The organism is Cupriavidus sp. GW821-FHT07C08 (assembly GCF_059419025.1).
Genome location: NZ_JBWKQZ010000004.1, coordinates 119,347 through 136,868 on the forward strand (window position 1 = coordinate 119,347; position 17,522 = coordinate 136,868).

15 protein-coding genes and 1 pseudogene are annotated in these 17,522 nt (G+C 67.0%); 10 read left to right on the forward strand and 6 right to left on the reverse strand.

Annotated elements, in window-relative coordinates; all coding sequences use genetic code 11:
* Window positions 1-76: 76 nt before the first annotated feature.
* Window positions 77-985: a LysR family transcriptional regulator gene (locus AC07UK_RS07485; RefSeq protein ID WP_114130786.1), complete on the reverse strand. Its 909-nt coding sequence runs from the start codon at window positions 983-985 to the stop codon at window positions 77-79.
* Window positions 986-1,140: 155 nt separating this feature from the next.
* Here AC07UK_RS07485 and AC07UK_RS07490 point away from each other — a divergent pair, with 155 nt between their 5' ends.
* The 8 genes from AC07UK_RS07490 (at window position 1,141) to AC07UK_RS07525 (ending at window position 9,896) form a co-directional block, all read left to right on the forward strand.
* Window positions 1,141-2,322, forward strand: a complete 1,182-nt coding sequence (locus tag AC07UK_RS07490) for a M20 aminoacylase family protein (protein WP_494685560.1) — start codon at window positions 1,141-1,143, stop codon at window positions 2,320-2,322.
* 26 nt (window positions 2,323-2,348) lie between these two features.
* Complete coding sequence (locus AC07UK_RS07495; RefSeq protein WP_494685561.1) at window positions 2,349-3,359, forward strand: tripartite tricarboxylate transporter substrate binding protein; 1,011 nt, start codon at window positions 2,349-2,351, stop codon at window positions 3,357-3,359.
* Between the two features lie 20 nt (window positions 3,360-3,379).
* The gene (locus AC07UK_RS07500; RefSeq protein WP_494685636.1) at window positions 3,380-3,733 is read left to right on the forward strand and encodes a nitroreductase family protein; all 354 of its coding nucleotides are present in this window, start codon (window positions 3,380-3,382) and stop codon (window positions 3,731-3,733) included.
* 222 nt (window positions 3,734-3,955) lie between these two features.
* A complete protein-coding gene (locus AC07UK_RS07505; protein ID WP_436223259.1) occupies window positions 3,956-5,656 on the forward strand; it encodes an ABC transporter substrate-binding protein in 1,701 nt (566 codons plus the stop codon).
* 3 nt (window positions 5,657-5,659) lie between these two features.
* Window positions 5,660-6,655, forward strand: a complete 996-nt coding sequence (locus tag AC07UK_RS07510) for an ABC transporter permease (RefSeq protein WP_494685562.1) — start codon at window positions 5,660-5,662, stop codon at window positions 6,653-6,655.
* Between the two features lie 112 nt (window positions 6,656-6,767).
* Window positions 6,768-7,586, forward strand: a complete 819-nt coding sequence (locus tag AC07UK_RS07515; RefSeq protein ID WP_494685637.1) for an ABC transporter permease — start codon at window positions 6,768-6,770, stop codon at window positions 7,584-7,586.
* Between the two features lie 47 nt (window positions 7,587-7,633).
* Entirely contained in the window at window positions 7,634-8,185 is a 552-nt protein-coding gene (locus AC07UK_RS07520; protein ID WP_494685563.1) for a carboxymuconolactone decarboxylase family protein, read from the forward strand.
* Between the two features lie 16 nt (window positions 8,186-8,201).
* Window positions 8,202-9,896, forward strand: coding sequence for an ABC transporter ATP-binding protein (locus AC07UK_RS07525; RefSeq protein WP_436223256.1), 1,695 nt, complete (start codon window positions 8,202-8,204; stop codon window positions 9,894-9,896).
* A 37-nt stretch (window positions 9,897-9,933) separates the two neighbouring features.
* On the opposite strand, the gene AC07UK_RS07530 is transcribed toward AC07UK_RS07525, so the two are convergent.
* The 5 genes and pseudogenes from AC07UK_RS07530 to AC07UK_RS07550 all read right to left on the reverse strand — a co-directional run bounded on the left by AC07UK_RS07530 (window position 9,934) and on the right by AC07UK_RS07550 (window position 14,907).
* On the reverse strand, window positions 9,934-10,590 hold the full coding sequence (locus AC07UK_RS07530; protein ID WP_494685564.1) for a methionine ABC transporter permease: 657 nt from the start codon (window positions 10,588-10,590) through the stop codon (window positions 9,934-9,936).
* Between the two features lie 22 nt (window positions 10,591-10,612).
* Window positions 10,613-11,404 (reverse strand): annotated as a pseudogene (locus AC07UK_RS07535) (methionine ABC transporter ATP-binding protein); the annotation flags it as partial.
* Between the two features lie 9 nt (window positions 11,405-11,413).
* On the reverse strand, window positions 11,414-12,238 hold the full coding sequence (locus AC07UK_RS07540; protein WP_114130781.1) for a MetQ/NlpA family ABC transporter substrate-binding protein: 825 nt from the start codon (window positions 12,236-12,238) through the stop codon (window positions 11,414-11,416).
* A gap of 93 nt (window positions 12,239-12,331) precedes the next feature.
* Window positions 12,332-13,672 carry an LLM class flavin-dependent oxidoreductase gene (locus tag AC07UK_RS07545; RefSeq protein ID WP_494685565.1) on the reverse strand — a complete coding sequence of 447 codons (1,341 nt, stop codon included), beginning with the start codon at window positions 13,670-13,672 and terminating at the stop codon, window positions 12,332-12,334.
* Window positions 13,673-13,689: 17 nt separating this feature from the next.
* Entirely contained in the window at window positions 13,690-14,907 is a 1,218-nt protein-coding gene (locus AC07UK_RS07550; RefSeq protein ID WP_494685566.1) for an acyl-CoA dehydrogenase family protein, read from the reverse strand.
* A gap of 203 nt (window positions 14,908-15,110) precedes the next feature.
* Between AC07UK_RS07550 and AC07UK_RS07555 the strand changes: the two genes are divergently transcribed.
* Together AC07UK_RS07555 and AC07UK_RS07560 are read left to right on the forward strand one after the other, a co-directional pair.
* Complete coding sequence (locus AC07UK_RS07555; protein WP_494685567.1) at window positions 15,111-16,118, forward strand: chromate resistance protein ChrB domain-containing protein; 1,008 nt, start codon at window positions 15,111-15,113, stop codon at window positions 16,116-16,118.
* Between the two features lie 95 nt (window positions 16,119-16,213).
* On the forward strand, window positions 16,214-17,428 hold the full coding sequence (locus AC07UK_RS07560) for a polysaccharide pyruvyl transferase family protein (protein WP_494685568.1): 1,215 nt from the start codon (window positions 16,214-16,216) through the stop codon (window positions 17,426-17,428).
* Window positions 17,429-17,522: the final 94 nt, after the last annotated feature.

The window sequence follows — 17,522 nt, forward strand, 5'->3', positions numbered from 1 at the left end:
CGGTGTCACCAGATTAGATTTCCCGGGTGTCCCCGGGTACATACAAACAGGTGCTTGCCCGGGGAGCACAGTTGCTTCAGACCAGCGGGAACGCCTTCACCAGGTGCCGCAGCAAGCTGTCAGCCACCGGCGACAGGTGCCGGCCGGTCCGGGTGATGATGTGAATGCGGCTGTTGTTCAGGATGGGATTGGCCAGCGGCAATGACACCAGCTGCCTGAACTGCGGCTCCTTCAGCGCCACCGAGCGTGCCGTCATGATGTAGCCCAGTCCCATCGCCGCATATTCCCACAGCACCTTGAACGAGTTGGTGACGAGCATCGGCTTCAGGGTGACGTGCTCGTCCAGCTCCGCCGCCTGGATATGCTTGCGCACACCGAACGATTCCGTCAGCGCCGCTCCCTGGTGCGGCGCCAGGTCCGCGAGCGTCAGCGCGCGGCGCCTGCGCGCCAGCGGATGGTCCTTGTGCACATGCACGCGGATCGGCGACAGCCGTGAATAGTGCGAGCGCAGGCGCACATCGTCGGGCGGCTGAAAGACGAAGCCGATATGCGCCAGGTCCTCCAGGATATGCCGGACCGTTTCATCGGTGCCGGCCACCTGGATGCTGCAGCTCACGTCGGGATGCTTGCGCAGGAAGCCCTGCAGCACGGGCTCCAGCACCAGGTCGACGAAGCCTTCGCCAAAGACCAGCTCCACGTGGCCACGCCGGGCATTCTTCAGGTTGTTGACCTCGGCCAGGAAGGTATCGTTCAGGTCCTGCTGGCGCCGGGCAAACAGCGCCAGCAGGCGCCCGGCATCGGTGGCTACAACACCCCGCCCGCGCCGCTCAAGCAAAGTCAGTCCGGTGTCCTGCTCCAGTTTCGCCACGGCGCGGCTCACCACCGACGGGTCCAGCTCAAGCACCTCGGCCGCGCCGCGCACCGTGCCGGTCTCGATAATCTGCAGCAGGCACAGCGCCCGCTTGCGGTCCAGCACATCTTCCATGTCTTCCTCCTCTGGTTCGCGCCGCCAGCCCAGGACGGCAGCGCGCTGATTTTTCTAATGTTGCAAATTATGCAACGTTTCGCGTCTACCATTGTCATGGTTTCGGCAAGCGCATGCGTAGAGAATGCTGTGGACGACCACGCTCCGATACCGCCATGAACCAGGCCCCGCTTGCCGATCTGCACCAGTCCATCCAGACCCTGTCGCCAGAGTTCGTTGAGATCCGCCGAAAGATCCATGCGCATCCCGAACTGGCCTTTGAAGAGCGCCAGACCAGCGACCTGGTCGCCGGGCGGCTGGCGGCATGGGGCTACGAAGTGCATCGTGGCATGGGCACCACCGGTGTCGTGGGCAGGCTCAGGAAGGGGCAAGGCAGCAAGGCGCTGGGCATCCGCGCCGACATGGACGCGCTGCCGATCCAGGAAAAGACCGGCCTGGACTACGCCAGCACCATCGCCGGCAAGATGCACGCCTGCGGACATGACGGGCACACGGCGATCCTGCTGTGCGCCGCCAGGTACCTGTCCGAATCCGTCGATTTCAATGGCACGCTCAACCTGATCTTCCAGCCGGCCGAGGAGAACGAAGGCGGTGCGCTGCGCATGCTGGAGGATGGGCTGTTCGAGCAATTCCCCTGCGATGAAATCTATGCGCTGCACAACTCCCCAGGTCTGCCGGTCGGCCAGATCGGGGTGATCGCCGGCCCTGCCATGGCCTCGTTCGACCGCGCCACGGTCACGCTGCGCGGCCGCGGCGCCCATGGCGCCATGCCTCATCATGGCATCGACGCGATGCAGTGCGCCGCCAGCATCGTGCTGGGACTGCAATCGATCGTCAGCCGCGAGATCGACGCGCTCAAGTCGGCGGTCATTACCGTGGGCTCCATCCAGGCCGGCACGACCTACAACGTCGTGCCCGATAGCGCAACGATCAAGATCGGAGTGCGCACGCTGGACCCGCAGGTGCGCACGCTGGTCGAGGCGCGCATCAGCGAATTTGTCGCCGCCCAGGCCCAGAGCTTCCGGCTGCAATCCGAGGTCGTCTACGAACGCAAGTACCCGGTGCTGGTCAACCACGACGCGCAGACCGAGCGCGCGCGCCAGGCCGCGATCCGGCTGGTGGGCGTGGACAACGTGGTCGAGCGCCCGCCGGTGATGGGCAGCGAGGACTTCGCCTACATGCTGGAGCACCGGCCCGGTGCCTACATCCGGCTCGGCAACGGCCTGGGCGAAGATGGCGGTTGCATGGTCCACAACCCCCTGTACGACTTCAATGACAAGGCCCTGCCTGTCGGTGCCGCGTTCTGGGCGCACCTGACGCAAAGCTATCTGGTTTGAACAACAATTCCCCGGGGACATCCGCCATGGCTACACTGAACCGCCGCCGCTTCCTTCAATACGCCGGTCTTTCCGCCGGCACCTCCGTGCTGGCCGGCCTGCCGGCCTTTGCCGCAGACAACTTTCCCGCCAAGTCGCTGTCCCTGGTGGTCCCCTACCCGGCCGGCGGTGCCAGTGACACCTCTGCCCGCATTTTCGGGGAATCCATCAGCAAGAGCGTCAGGCAGCAGGTGATCGTCGAGAACTACGGTGGCGGTACCGGGCTGATCGGCGCCAACAAGGTGCTGGGCGCACCGGCCGATGGCTACACCTTCTTCCACGGCTCGATCAACGAGGTCTTCCTGGCCCCCATGCTCAACCCGGCGGCGCGCTACAAGCCGCAGGACTTTCAGCTGGCCGCGCCCATCAGCGACGCCAACATCGTGCTGCTCGTCAGGAACGGCATTGCCGTCGATACCCTGGACAAATTCCTGGACTATGCGAAGCAAAGCAAGGGCAAGCCGCTGACCTACGCCACCGTCGGCATCGACTCCATCTACCACCTCATGGGCGATGCCCTGGCTGCCCGGCTCGGCGTGCCCTTCCTGCACGTGCCGTACAAGGGCGGCGCACCAGCGCTGCAGGGCCTTGCCGGCGGGGAAGTTGACTTCGCCATCCTGCCCTACCAGTCCAGTTTCGACAGCATGCAGCAACAGGGCCGGCTGAAGGTGCTGAGCAGCTTCGCCAAGGCCCTGCCCCCGGCGCTCAAGCATATTCCGCTGATCTCGCAAAGCCGGCAGGTGCCCGACTTCGAGTACTCGATCGGCGGCGGCTACTTCGTCAGGCAGGGCACGCCCGCGAGCCGGGTGTCGGTGCTGCGCAAGGCGATTGGCGAAGCCCTGGGCAAGCCCGAGATCCGGGCCAAGCTGGAAGCCGAGGGACGTACGGTCGCACAGCCGATCGACAGCCAGGAGCAGGCGAATCAGGTCTTCGACCAGTACCTGGGGCGTGTCACACAACTGATCCGGAACGTGGGCCGCAAGACCAACGCGTCCTGAAGCCTTGTCGCAGCACGCGCCTGAGCCACCCTCTCTTTCTCCAGCGCTGGTCCCCGCGCGCCTTCACCGGCGAAGGCATCGATGAGGCGACCTTGCTGCGCTTCTTCGAGGCCGCGCGCTGGGTGCCTTCGGGCGACAACGCGCAGCCGTTGCGTTTTCTCTATGCCCGCCGCGATACGCCGGAATGGCAGCCGGTCTTCGCGGCACTGTCTGAGTACAAGCAGGGCTGGGCGGCGCGCGCCTCCGCATTGGTGGTGATCCTGTCTCGCACGGTCTGGACGCCACCCGGCAAGACCGAGCTCAGGCCATCACCACGCATTCCTTTGATACCGGGGCGAGCTGGTGGGGCGTGGGCGCTTTGCCTTCGAGGCTGAATGAGTTTCCGCGGCCTGGCGGCCGGGCAGCACCCCACGGGGATGCTGCCCGGCGGAGGAACTGCCGGTTTGGCATTTGCATAGACGCCGCCTGCACATATCGGCATGCGCAAAGCTTCGTTCGCGTTACGCTGCGCCCTTCATATAGTGGGGCTCCCTGTGTTTCACCGACCTCCGCCACCGCGCCGCCAGAGCGCGGTGCGATCCACTGTTCCTGCCACCATGATGAAATTGTTCCGGCCGTTCCGGTCCGCACGCCCCGCCAGGGCGCTGGCTTCGCCTGCCTGGCTTGCTCCCGTCGTACTGTCCCTGGGTCTGCTTGGCGCGGGCGCCGCGGCCGCTGCCCCTGCCGCCGAAACCCCGCGTGCGGGGGGCACGCTGACCACGATCATCCAGCCCGAGCCCGTCGTCCTCACCTCCGCGCTGAACTCGGCGGCACCGACCGGCTTCTTCAGCGCCAATGTGTTCGACGGCCTGCTGGAGTACGACAACAACTTCAAGCTCAAGCCGGCCCTGGCCGAACGCTGGGAGATCTCCAGGGATTCGAAGACGCTGACTTTCCACCTGCGTCCCAACGTCAAGTGGCACGACGGCAAGCCGTTCACCTCGGCCGATGTCAAATGGACGCTGGAAAATGTCTGGAAGAAGCTCCACCCGCGCAACCAGATCCTGCTCGGCAAGGTGACCCAGGTCGATACGCCGGATCCGCTGACTGTGGTGCTGCGCTTCTCCGAGCCGTCGCTGGCCGTGCTCAGCTCGCTCAACAGCAACGGCGCGCAGGTGCTGCCCAAGCATCTGTATGAGGGCACTGACATCCTTAACAACCCCTACAACAACAAGCCGGTGGGCACCGGGCCCTTTGTGTTCAAGGAATGGAACAAGGGCAACTACATCGTGCTGGAGCGCAATCCCAACTACTGGGACAAGGGCAAGCCGTACCTGGACAAGATCATCTTCAAGGTCATTCCGGACGCCAGCGCACGGGCTGCGGCGCTGGAGAAAGGCGAGGCGCAGTACGCGCCGTTCAACCCGGTGCCGCTCAAGGATGCGCAGCGGCTCGCGCAACTGCCGCCGCTGAAGCTGGAAACGCGCGGCTATGACTGGCTCTCGCCATGGCTGTTCATGGACATCAACCTGGACCGGCCGTACTTCAAGGACGTGCGCGTGCGTCAGGCCCTGGCCCATGCCATCGACCTGAACGCGCTCAACAAGGTGGTCTGGTTCGGTTTCGGCAAGCCGGCCGTCAGCCCGGTGGTATCCACGCTTGGCCAGTTCTTCAACCCCAACGTGCCGAAGTACGCCTATGACCCGGCCAAGGCCGAGGCGCTGCTGGACGCTGCCGGCCTGAAGCGCGGCGCGGACGGCAATCGCCTCAGGATCCAGATCGACTACCTTCCCTACGGCGACGACTACAAGCGCAGCGCTGAATATATCAAGCAAGCGCTCAAGCGCGTGGGCATCGAGGTGGCGGTACGTACGCAGGACACGCCCACCTACACCAAACGGGTCTATGGTGACCGTGACTTCGACCTGGCGGTGGTGTGGTTCGCCGGCTTTGCCGATCCGCTGGTCGGCGTGACGCGCGCCTATCGCGCCGACACGGTGGGCAAGAACATCCCGTGGTCCAACGGCTCGGGCTATCGTGGCGAAGAGGCCAACAAGCTGATCGATCAGGCCCAGGGCTCGCCCAGTCAGGCCGAGCGCGTGGAACTGTTCCGCAAGTTCCAGAGCGTAGTGCAGACCGACCTGCCGTCGCTGCCGCTGCTTGAGCTGCGCTTCTTCACGGTGCAATCGGCAAGCTTGCGCGATACGGTCAGCAGCGTCGACCAGATCTATGCTTCGCTCAAGCATGCGTGGTTCGTGACGCCGCCGCGCGCCAACGCCACCGTTGCCACCGCCGGCAAGGCAGAAACGGCGCGCTGAACCATGGCAAGCCAGACTGGCGGCATGTTCCGCCTTCCGGCCTGGCGCCGGCTGCTGCAGCCACTGGGCGTGGTGACGGCCATGTCCGTGGTCAACTTCTTCCTGCTGCGCCTGGCGCCCGGCGATGCCGCCCAGGTCCTGGCGGGTGAAGCCGGCGCGGCCACGCCCGAGTACGTGGCCGCGCTGCGTGCCCAGTTCGGGCTCGACCAGCCGCTGTGGGTGCAGCTGGGCAGGTATCTGTGGCACCTGGCCCATCTGGACCTCGGTTACTCGTTCCGACAAGGCATGCCGGTGCTAGACCTGATCGTCCAGCGCCTGCCGGCCACGCTGCTGCTGATGGGCGCCAGCATCGCTTTCGCAGTGGTCGTTGGTGCCGCACTGGGTGTACTGGCCGCCATGCGCGCCGGGCGCCTGCTGGACAGCCTGATCTCCATCGCCGCCCTGCTGTGCTTTGCCACGCCGTTGTTCTGGATCGGCCTGATGCTGGTGCTGGTGTTCTCGGTCTGGCTCGACTGGCTGCCGGTGGGCGGCATGTTCACGGTCGAGTCCGGGCTGACGGGCTGGGCCTATGCGCTCGACGTTGCGCGCCACCTGGTGCTGCCGGCGGTCACGCTGGGCCTGTTCTACATGGCGGTCTACGTGCGCCTGATGCGGGCCAGCATGATCGACGTGCGCCGGCAGGACTTCGTGCGCACCGCGGTGGCCAAGGGCACGCCGCAGCACCGCGTGCTGACACGGCACGTACTGCGCAATGCCCTGCTGCCGCTGGTGACCATGGTCGGCGTGCAGGCCAGCTCCGTGATCGGCGGCGCGGTGGTGGTGGAAACGGTGTTCTCCTGGCCGGGCCTTGGCCGCACCGCCTTCGACGCGCTGTACCAGCGCGACTACAACCTGCTGCTCGGCATCCTGCTGTGCAGCTCCGTGGTGGTGATCCTGGTCAACGGGATTGTCGACCTTGTCTATGCGCGCGTCGATCCGCGCATCCGGCTGCCACGCTAGCCGGGATCGCTCCAGGAGTCCTGTCGTGCCCTCGTCTTCCCAAGTCCTGCCGGCGCAGGCAGCCGCCGCGGCCACCACGCCGGTGCTGCTCCGGCCGCGCCGCCGCGGTACTATGCGCCGGCTGCTGTCGTCTCCAAGCGCCCTGCTTGGCTGCTCGCTGCTGCTGGTCATCCTCGGCGCTGCCCTCGGCGCCGGCTGGCTCTTTCCCGGCGACCCGCTCGACATGGCCACCGAGCCCCTGCTCTGGCCCGGCCGCGACGCCGCGTATCCGCTCGGATCCGACATGCTCGGCCGCGATATCGCCGCCGGGCTGTTTCACGGGGCCCGCGCGTCGCTGCTGATCGCCGCGGTAGCCACGGCCATCTCGGTCGCCCTCGGCGTCGCCGGCGGCGTTGCCGCGGGCTTCTACGGCGGACGCGTCGACCGCGTGTTCGGCGCGGTCACCACCTTCTTCCAGACCATTCCTTCGTTCCTGTTCGCGCTGGCCATCGTCGCCATCGCGCAGCCCTCCGTGACCAAGATCGCGCTGGCGATCGGCATCACCTCATGGCCCGCACTGGCGCGGCTGGTGCGGGCCGAGGTGCTGCGCCTGCGGCACGGCGACATGGTGCTGGCCAGCGAGGCACTTGGCGCCAGCCATGCCCGCATCATTGTCCATGACGTCCTGCCGAACACCCTCACGCCGGTGCTCGTGTCAGCGTCGCTGATGGTGGCAACCGCGATCCTGACCGAATCGAGCCTGGCGTTCCTTGGCCTGGGCGACCCCAATATCGCCAGCTGGGGAAACATGGTCGGCGCCGGCCGCGAGGTATTGCGCACCGACTGGTACGTGTGCGTGCTGCCGGGGCTGGCGATTGCCGTCACGGTGCTGGCGCTCAACCTGATCGGCGACGGCCTGGCAGCCGTGTTCGATCCGCGCGACGGCCGCTGAAGCGGCCCGCATCCACTTTTCATCCATATACATTGCAGGAGAATCACTTGGCACGCGTCAACGACATCGATGCATCGCAACTGCCCCCTGAGGCAGGTAGCGTCTACGAACGCATCGAACGCGAGTATGGGGCGTTCGGCAATATGCTCAAGGTACTCGGCCACCGGCCACCCGCAGTGGCGCATCTGTTCGGGCTGCTCCTCGACTCCGCCCGCGATGCGCTGATCACGCGCCGCCACCTGGAAATCGTGCTGGTCACGGCATCGCGCCTGAACGCGTGCCACTACTGCATATCCCATCACGAGCCCCGGCTCGAAGCGCTGGGTGTGGACGCGGACACGGTGACCAACATCCTGGAGCCGGACGTGCCGGGCCTGGACAGCATTGAGCGCCTGGTGCGCGACTACACCGTGCAGGTCACCACGCAGCGCGTCACCGATACCCTGGCGGGCAAGCTGCGCGAGCATTTCTCCGAGCCACAGATCGTGGAACTGACCTTGCGCGCGGCCTTGTGCGCCTTCTTCGCGCGCTTCAACGAAGCGCTGGAGATCCAGGTGGAGCCGGAACTGCTGGCCGCCGAGGTACACGCGCCGGCATGACACAGGCAGCCACCCCATGACCCAACCACTGCTGTCGCTGCGCGAGCTGACGGTCCGTTATCCCGGCGCGGAGCGGCCGGCCGTTGCGGCGCTTGATCTCGACATCCATGAGGGCGAAACGGTCGCGCTGGTCGGTGAATCCGGCTGCGGCAAGTCCACCACGGCACTGGCCCTGCTGCGCCTGCTGTCGCCGCCGGCGCGGGCCACCGGCTGCATCCTGCTGGACGGTCGCGATCTGCTGGCCCTGCCTGAGCGGGATATGGCCGCGCTACGCGGCAACGCTATCTCGATGATCTTCCAGGAACCGATGATGTCGCTCAACCCGGTGCTCACGGTGGGCGACCAGGTCGTGGAAGCGTTGCAGCTGCACCGACCGCTGTCGGCTCGCGCGGCACGAACCCGCGCCGTGGAACTGCTCGACCAGGTGCGCATTCCTGAACCGCAGCGGCGCTTCGCGGCTTACCCGCATCAGCTGTCGGGCGGCCAGCGCCAGCGCGTGATGATTGCCATGGCGATCGCCTGCTCGCCGCGCCTGCTGGTCGCCGATGAGCCCACCACCGCGCTGGACGTCACCGTACAGGCCCAGATCCTGGAACTGCTCGATACCTTGCGGCGCGAGCTGTCGATGGCCATGCTGCTGATCACGCACGACCTGGGCGTGGTCTCGCGCTGGGCCGACCGGGTGGCGGTGATGCATGACGGCATCAAGGTCGAGGAACAGCCCGCTGCCGCGCTGTTCCGCGCGCCCGCGCATCCGTATACACGCGCGCTGCTCGGCGCATCACTGAGCGCCGCGCATGGGCAATGCCAGGCGCCCCACTACCGCAGTGTCCGCCTGCCCGAACTGCGTGTCGACCGGCGCGCGGACGGTACGCCGGCGGCATTCCGGCTGGCGCATCCCGCCGCGCCTGCCCAGGCGACGGATGCGCCAGCCGGCGCGACGCCGCTGGTCCGCATCGACGACCTGCACGTGGTGCACCGCACCGGCTCGCAGCAGACTCATGCGGTGCGCGGCGTATCGTTCTCGATTGCACCTGGCGAGACGGTTGCGCTGGTGGGCGAGTCCGGCTGCGGTAAGTCGACGCTGGCCCGCGCCGTGCTGCGCCTGTCGGACCATGACGGCGGGCGCATAGAGTTCGATGGCACCGACCTGGCCGGGATCGACCGGCGCAAGCTGCGGCCATGGCGAAGCGCCATGCAACTGGTGTTCCAGGACCCGTACGGCTCGCTGAACCCGCGCAAGACCGTGGGGGCGCTGCTGGAGGACGCGCTGCAGATCCATGGCGCGCGCGATCGCCGCGATCGTCGCGCACGCGCCGCCGCCATGGTCGAGCGCGTCGGCCTGCCGCCATCGGCGCTGCAGCGCTATCCGCACGAATTCTCCGGAGGGCAACGGCAGCGCATCGGCATTGCCCGCGCACTGATCGTACGCCCCAGGCTGCTGGTCTGCGATGAGCCGGTGTCCGCGCTCGATGTCTCGGTGCAGGCGCAGGTGCTGAACCTGCTGGCTGACCTGCAGGCCGAGTATGGCCTGGCCTGCCTGTTCATCTCGCATGACCTTGGCGTGGTGCGCTACATTGCCGACCGTGTGCTGGTGATGCGCGAGGGACAGATCGTGGAAGCCGATCACCGTGACCGCATCTGGGACGCGCCCGCGCATCCCTACACGCGCCAGTTGCTGGCGGCCGTGCCACAGATCGCGGCGGCGTGACGCGGGGCGCCGGGGCAAGCCCGGCGCCAGCCGCCAACTAGCGCCGGTGGTCGAACCGCCGCGCCAGCCGTTCGCCGGCAAACTGCACCAGCGAGACCAGCGCCACCAGGATCGCGATGACGTGGAACATCACGGCGGTTTCGTAGCGTTCGTAGCCATAGCGGATCGCCAGGTCGCCCAGCCCGCCGGCGCCCACCGCGCCCGCCATCGCCGACGAACCGATCATGGCGATCACGGTCACGGTGGCGCCGCCGATGATCGGGGGCATCGCCTCCGGCAGCAGCACGTGGCGCACGATATGCCAGCGGCGGCATCCCATGGCCCTGGCCGCCTCGACCAGCCCCTGGTCGATCTCCTTGAGCGCAACCTGCGAGATGCGCGCGAAGAACGGTATCAGGTGAGCGCTCAGCGGCACCACCGCCGCCCACGTGCCCATGGTGGTGCCGACGATCATGCGCGTGACCGGCAGCATCGCGACCAGCAGGATGATGAAGGGAATCGAGCGGAACATGTTCACCAGGACCGACAAGGTCCGGTGCAACCGCGGCCGCGGCGCCAGGGCGCCGGGAGCGGTCATGGTGAGCACGAGGGCCAGCGCCATACCGGCGGCGAACACCACGGCGCACGCGCTGGCGGTCATCAGCAGGGTCTCGCCCAGTGCCTTGAAATACTTGTCAGCCATTGGCAGCAGCACGATGTGCAGTCTCCTGTCTCGTTATGTCCGGCACGGCGGCCATGCGGTGCCGCAATGGCCGCAGCAGCGCGATGGTGGCTTCCGCGTGCGGTTCGGCAAACACCTTCCAGACGGGGCCATGCTCGATGACGTGGCCGTGGTCCAGCACCAGCACGCGGTCGCAGGCTTCACTGATCACCGCCATGTCGTGCGTGATCAGCACCACGGTCAGCCCCAGCCGCTGGTTGATGTCGCGCAGCAGCGCCAGGATCTGCTCAGTGGTCTCCGGGTCCAGCGCGGAAGTTGCCTCATCGCACAGCAGGATCTCGGGCCGGTGCACCAGCGCACGGGCAATGCCCACGCGCTGCTTCTGCCCGCCGGACAGCATCGCGGGATAGGCGCGCGCCTTGTCGGTCAGCCCGACCAGGTCCAGCAGTTCCATCACACGGACCGCGATCTCGTGGCGCGGCACACCCGCCACGCGCAGCGGGAGTGCGACGTTGTCGAATACGGTCTTGGCCGACAGCAGGTTGAAGTGCTGGAAGATCATGCCGATCCGGCGCCGCAGCGCCACCAGGCCGTTCTCGTCCAGCAGGCCGATATTGGCGCCGTCGATGCTGACGTGGCCGGTGTCGGGGCGCTCCAGCATGTTGATGGTGCGCAGCAGCGTCGACTTGCCGGCGCCGCTGCGGCCGATGATGCCGAAGCGCTCGCCGCGGCCTATGGTGAAGGAAATATCGGCCAGCGCGGGGGCGCCTGCCCCCGCGTAGGTCTTGCCGATCCCCGCGAACACGATATGCGGCCCGGGTTCGCTCAACGGTAGGACAGCGTGCATGCTGGCTCGTCAGAAGGCAGGGATCACGGAACCCTGGTATTTGGTCTGGATGAACTTGCGCACCTCGTCGGACTGATAGGCCTTGACCAGCCGCGCGACCCACGGCGCGCCCTTGTCCTTCTCGCGCACGGCAATCACGTTCACGTACGGGTTGTGCTCCTTCTTTTCCACCGCGATGCCGTCGCGCGTGGCGATCAGGCCGGCCTGGTACGCAAAGGTATTGACGATGGCGGCCGCATCGACGTCTGGCAGCGCGCGCGGCAGCACCACCGAGGCGCTTTCCACGAACTCCAGCTTCTTCGGGTTGGCCGTGATGTCGGCCAGCGACGCCGTGCCGGTATAGGGATCGAAGCCATCCTTGAGCTTGACCAGCCCGTGGTCGCGCAGGATCACCAGCGCGCGCGTCTGGTTGCTCGGGTCGTTCGGGATGCCAATGCGCGCCCCATTGGGCAGCGCCTCCAGCGACTTGACCTTGCGTGAATAGAACGCGATCGGCGAGATCAGCGTATCGCCGACATTGACGATCTTGTAGCCCCGCTGCCGGATCTGGTCGCGCAGGAACGGGATGTGCTGGAAGGCATTGGCATCGAGGTCGCCATTGTTGAGGGCCTCGTTGGGGCTGGCGGTGCCGGTGATGACGATGGTCTGCACCTTCAGCCCCTGCTTGTCGGCGACGCGCGTCACCACTTCCCAGATCTCTTCGTCGACCCCGCCGCGCACGCCGACCTTGAGTGGCCGGTCGCTGGCTTGCGCGTGGGCGGTGCCGATGGAGAACGTGGCAAGCGCCGTCAGCGCGGCGAGTGCGAGGGTGGCAAGGAAAGGGCGTCGTGTCATGGCAGGCTGGGCAGTGATAAGGAAGCACCAGTCTAAGAAACGCCCCTTGCCCAGTCCACGAAGGAATACGACGTAGCAAATGCGGACTTCTGCTTACGCCGCAGCCTGCGCCGGTACCCGTCCCGCGGGCCGTTCGAGGCCCAGGTGCGAGCGCAGCGTGGTGCCCGCGTACGCAGTTCGGAAGATGCCGCGCCGCTGCAGGATCGGTACCACGCCATCGACGAACGCCTGCAGCCCGTCGGGCAGCGCATCGGGCATCAGGTTGAAGCCGTCGGCGGCACCATGGCGGAACCAGTGTTCGATATCGTCGGCCACCTGCTCCGGCGTGCCCACGATCACGCGGTGGCCGCCGCCTCCCGCCAGCTCTCGGATCAGCGCGCGCACCGTCAGGTTCTGGCGCTGCGCCACCGCCACGGTGGCGCGGAAGAAGGTGTGGTTGCCGTTGGCCGGCAGCGCCAGGTCATCTGGCAGCGGCGCATCCAGGCTCAGCCGTTCCACCGGAATGCCCAGTGTGCCGGCCAGCCGCACCAGGCTGTAGTCCCACGGAATCAGGTCGACCAGCTCGTCGCGGCGCTGCCGCGCCTGCGCCTCGGTGGCGCCGATGATGGTGGTCAGCCCCGGCAACACCTTGACCGCGTGCGGGCCGCGCCCCAGCGCTTCGGCACGCGCGTTGATCTCGCGCTTGTAGGCCAGCGATTCCTCGAACGACTGCGACGCGGAGAACACCGCCTCGGCATGCCGTGCGGCCAGCTCGCGCCCGTCGCTGGAGCCGCCGGCCTGGAACAGCACCGGATGGCCCTGCGGCGGCCGCGGCAGGTTCAGCGGGCCTTGCACGTCGAAGAAGGCGCCATGGTGCGCCACCGGCTGCAGCCTGGCGGTATCGACAAAGCGCCCGTCGTGCTTGTCGCCGATCAGGGCATCGTCTTCCCAGCTGTCCCACAGCGCCTTGACGAGATCCGTGAACTCGTCGGCACGCGCATAGCGCTGTCCGTGGTCCGGCGGCGCGGCGCGGCCGAAGTTGCGTGCCGAGCCGGCATCCGCCGTGGTCACCACGTTCCAGCCCGCGCGGCCGCCACTGACATGGTCCAGCGTGGCAAAGCGCCGCGCGATGTTATAGGGCTCGTTGTAGCTGGTGGAGGCCGTGGCCACCAGTCCGATATGGGTAGTCGCCGCGGCGACGCAGGCCAGCAGCAGGGTCGGCTCCAGCGCCGTGATCGGCCGGAAATGGATCTGGTCGGCGATCGACGCATTGTCGGCCAGGAAGATCGCGTCGAACTTCCCCGCTTCAGCGATGCGTGCCAGGCGGATATAGTGCTGCACGTCCACGAACGCACGCGGGTCGCTGGCGGGCAGGCGCCACGCCGACGGCACGAAGCCGGAATGGAGCGCGTTGATGTTCAGGTGCAGCTGCCGCTGCGGTGAGCTTGCTGTCATCGTTCGTCTCCGGCGGCTCAGAACACCCGGCCTTCGGCCAGGTGCGTGGTGTCGCCGTTCAGGTGGTAGGCGCCGACCACGCGCGCCTTGTGCAGCAGCGGGTTGTGGCTGAAGATCGTGCGCAGGTTGCGCCAGTGCCGGTCGAAGTTGTGCTGCCGGGCGGTGGCCGAGGCGCCGCCGGCCTCGAACATGCGCTCGGCCACGTGCAGCGCCAGCTTGCTGACCACCAGCTGGGTCTGCGCGGTGGCGAGCGCGCCGGCCAGGACCAGCGCTTCGGCGTCTTCGGAGCGTGCCAGCAGCGCATCGGCCGAGCGGTCCAGTGCGCGCGCATTCTCACGCACCAGTGCGTCGATGGCATGGCTGTGCGCGGCCAGGTCGCCAATCACCTGCTGGATGAAATGGTCTTCGCGCGCCGAGGATGCCGGGCTGTGCAGCACCGGTCGGCCATGCTCGCGCACATAGCGCAGGGCATCGGCCCAGGCATTGCGCACGATCCCCGCCGCCACCGCCACCAGGTGCAACTGGCGCAGCGCGCCGCAATGACGGCCGACCAGTGTGCTGTTGGCGCGCCGCGTCACTTCATCGGCGAGCACCTGCACATCGTCCAGCACCAGGCTGCCGCTGGCGGTCATGCGCTGGCCCATGCCGTCCCAGTCGTCAACGACGTTGAAGCCGGGGCGATCGGTCGGGATGATGATCGAGGCATCGGCGCCATCGGCATCCTTCACATTGATGCGGGCGTAGTCGGCAAAGGCGGTGCCGGTGGAGTAATACTTCTTGCCGCTCAGGCGATAGTGCTCGCCGTCGCGCCGCAGCGCCGTGGTGATTTCACCGGGACGCGACGTGCCGCGTTCCGTGGAGGCACCGCCGAAGATCGCGCCCCCGACAATGCGCTGCACCTGCAGGTCGTTGAAGGCCGAGCGCGGCGCCAGGCGCAGCGACTCGGTCTGGTCGAAATGGATGCGCAGCGCGTGCGCGACGTTCGATTCCTCCGCGGCAATCGCGGCAATGACCTCGAACAGGTCGGCCAGCGAGCCGCCCAGGCCACCCTGCTCCACCGGGAGCCGGAGCACGCCAAGCCCGGACTGGCGAAACAGCGCGAAGGCCTCATAGGGCAGCAGCCGCCGTGCCTCGCGGGCGGCCGCGTCGATGCCAATCTTCTGCGCCAGCGCCGGCACGGCGTCCAGCGCGGCGCGCAGCGCGTGCCGCGCATCGAAGTCCAACGGGGCATTCATAAATGATTCCTTCCTTGCGGATGAGCAGGCTCACAAGATAGGGAACCCTGCATCACACGGGAACGAATGAATGCCTATATCGTTATCTGCCCCATGGACCTACAGCCGACTCCGGAATAAGTGCCATTAAGTGCACCCACGAATAAACCTGTAGAGATCGCTACATAGTTGATCGATACTCTACAAGCACTTAGTATCGGCCCATGGAACCAGCTCCGGAACTGTGGACCCTCCTCGTCATCAGCCTGCCAACCAAGGGCGCCACTGCCCGGATGCGCATCTGGCGAGCCCTCAAGACACTAGGCTGCGCCGCACTGCGCGACGGCGCCTATCTGTTGCCGACGGCAAGCGCGCAAAGCGCTCAACTGCGCGACCTGGCCGATGAAACTATCCAGGAAGGCGGCCAGGCCTGGCTGCTGAACGTGCGCGCGCATGATCCGGCGGAGGCTCACGCCTACCGGACACTGTTTGACCGCACGGCTGACTACGCCGGCTGGCTGGCCGCCCTTTCCGAAGACCGCAAGAGCTTGTCCGGCCAGGATGAGGCCGGGATCGCCCGCCTGCTGCGCCGGCACGGCCGTGCCTTTGATGCCATCGCCGGGACCGACTTTTTCCCCAACGACGCCTCGGCCAACGCCGCCTTGCAATGGCGGGACTTCAACAATGCGGTCGAAACCCTGCGCTCGCCAGGCGAGCCCCAGCCTGCAAGCGGCGGCATCCCGCGCCGGGATCCTGCCCAATACCAGGGGCGCGACTGGGCAACGCGGCGCCACCTGTGGGTGGACCGGGTTGCCTGCGCGTGGCTGATCCAGCGTTTTATCGACCCGCATGCGCGCTTCCTGTGGCTGGAGCATCCCGCGGACTGCCCGGATGACGCGCTGGGTTTCGACTTCGACGGCGCCGCCTTCACGCATGTGGGCGACAAGGTTTCATTCGAGGTGCTGCTGGCCAGCTTCGGGCTGGACGCCGACCGCGGACTGGCCCGCCTGGCCAGCATGGTCCACGCCCTGGATATCGGCGGGGCCCAGGTGCCCGAAGCCAGCGGGTTCGAAGCCGTGCTTGCCGGCGCGCGCGAGCGCCTGGCGGATGACGACGCCCTGCTGGCCGAAATCGGCCGTACCCTCGATTCCCTTTATGTGCATTTTTCCGGAAAGCGAAAGCACCATGCCCCTGAGGTCCACGACATGAGCAACGTCTCGCAGGCCATCTAATCCTACGGAGGAGGCGTCCCGAGGACGGGTCCCATCGCGCAATGCATAAAATGCGGATCTGAGAACCCCGTGGACGCCAATTTTTGCCAAACGCCATGCCAGCCTCCCGATCAGGAACCAGCTTCCCCACGATCCTGTTTGGCGCTTTCGATCGCCACAACTTCGGCGACCTGCTGCTGCCGCATGTGGTGCGAAGCCTGATCGGGCAGGCCAATCCGTTTTACGGGGGCCTGGCCGAGCGCAATCTGAGAATCCATGGCGGCCATCGGGTCCACACCCTGGCGCGGCTGGCAGCCACCGTGGGCGACAGCGCCGTCGATGTCGTCCATGTGGGTGGCGAAACTTTGACCTGCTCGCTCTGGGAGGCGGCCGTGATGCTGCAGCCTCCCGAGCAGGCCCGGGCGGTGGTGGCGCTGCTCGATGCCCGGCCGCACGAGCGGACGGTCTGGGCCCAGGCGCAGCTGGGCGTACGGGACCGGGTCCCCTACCTGTTGCCGGCCGGCATCTTTGCCAATGTCCGGCGTGTCATTGTCCACGCCGCCGGCGGCATTGAACTTGGATCGGTTGAGCCTGCCATGCGGGCCGAGGTGGTGGCCAAGCTCGGGGCCGCCACCAGCGTCGGGATACGAGACCATCAGACCCGGGCCATGCTCGCGCAGAACGGCATTGCCTGCCGCCTGGAACCCGATCCGGCCGTGCTGGTGGCCGAGCTGTTCGGCGACTGCATCCGCCGGCGCGCCCGCCAGGGCGAGTGCGCCCGCATCGTGTCAGGGTTCCCTGGCGGATACCTGGCCGTGCAGTTCAGCGCGGATTTTGGCGACGACGATACCCTTTCACAGCTGGCGGCCCAGCTCGAACGTATCGCCCGGACCAGGGCCCTGGGCCTGGTGCTGTTTCGCGCCGGCGCCGCGCCCTGGCACGACGACCTGGCTTGCTACCAGCGCCTGGCGGCACGGCTGCGCGGCACGCCTGTGGTCCTGTTCGACTCGCTCAATCTGTGGGATATCTGTGCGCTGATTGCGCACAGCCAGGGTTTTGTCGGCAGCAGCCTGCACGGCGGCATTGTCGCCGGCGCCTTTTTCCTGCCATGGCTTGGCCTGCTCCGGGCCGCACAACACCCTGGGACCAGCAAGCAAATCGCCTTTGCCGCGGCCTGGGGCGCGGCCGGGGCGCCGGCCGCGGTCACCGTGCCGGATCTTGCGGCCGGCCTGGACGAAGCGATGGCGACCCGGACCGCGCAGCGTAGGGAATTGGCTAGGGAATGGGCCAAGGCCTGCAGGACCGCATTCCAGTTGGTTCAGGAGAACTAGCGCGATCGAGTCCCGCGGGGCATGGCGACTGCTATCGGCACATCGCCATCAGCTGTACCCACGCCAGCGCAAAAGCCGGGTCGAGCCAAGATGT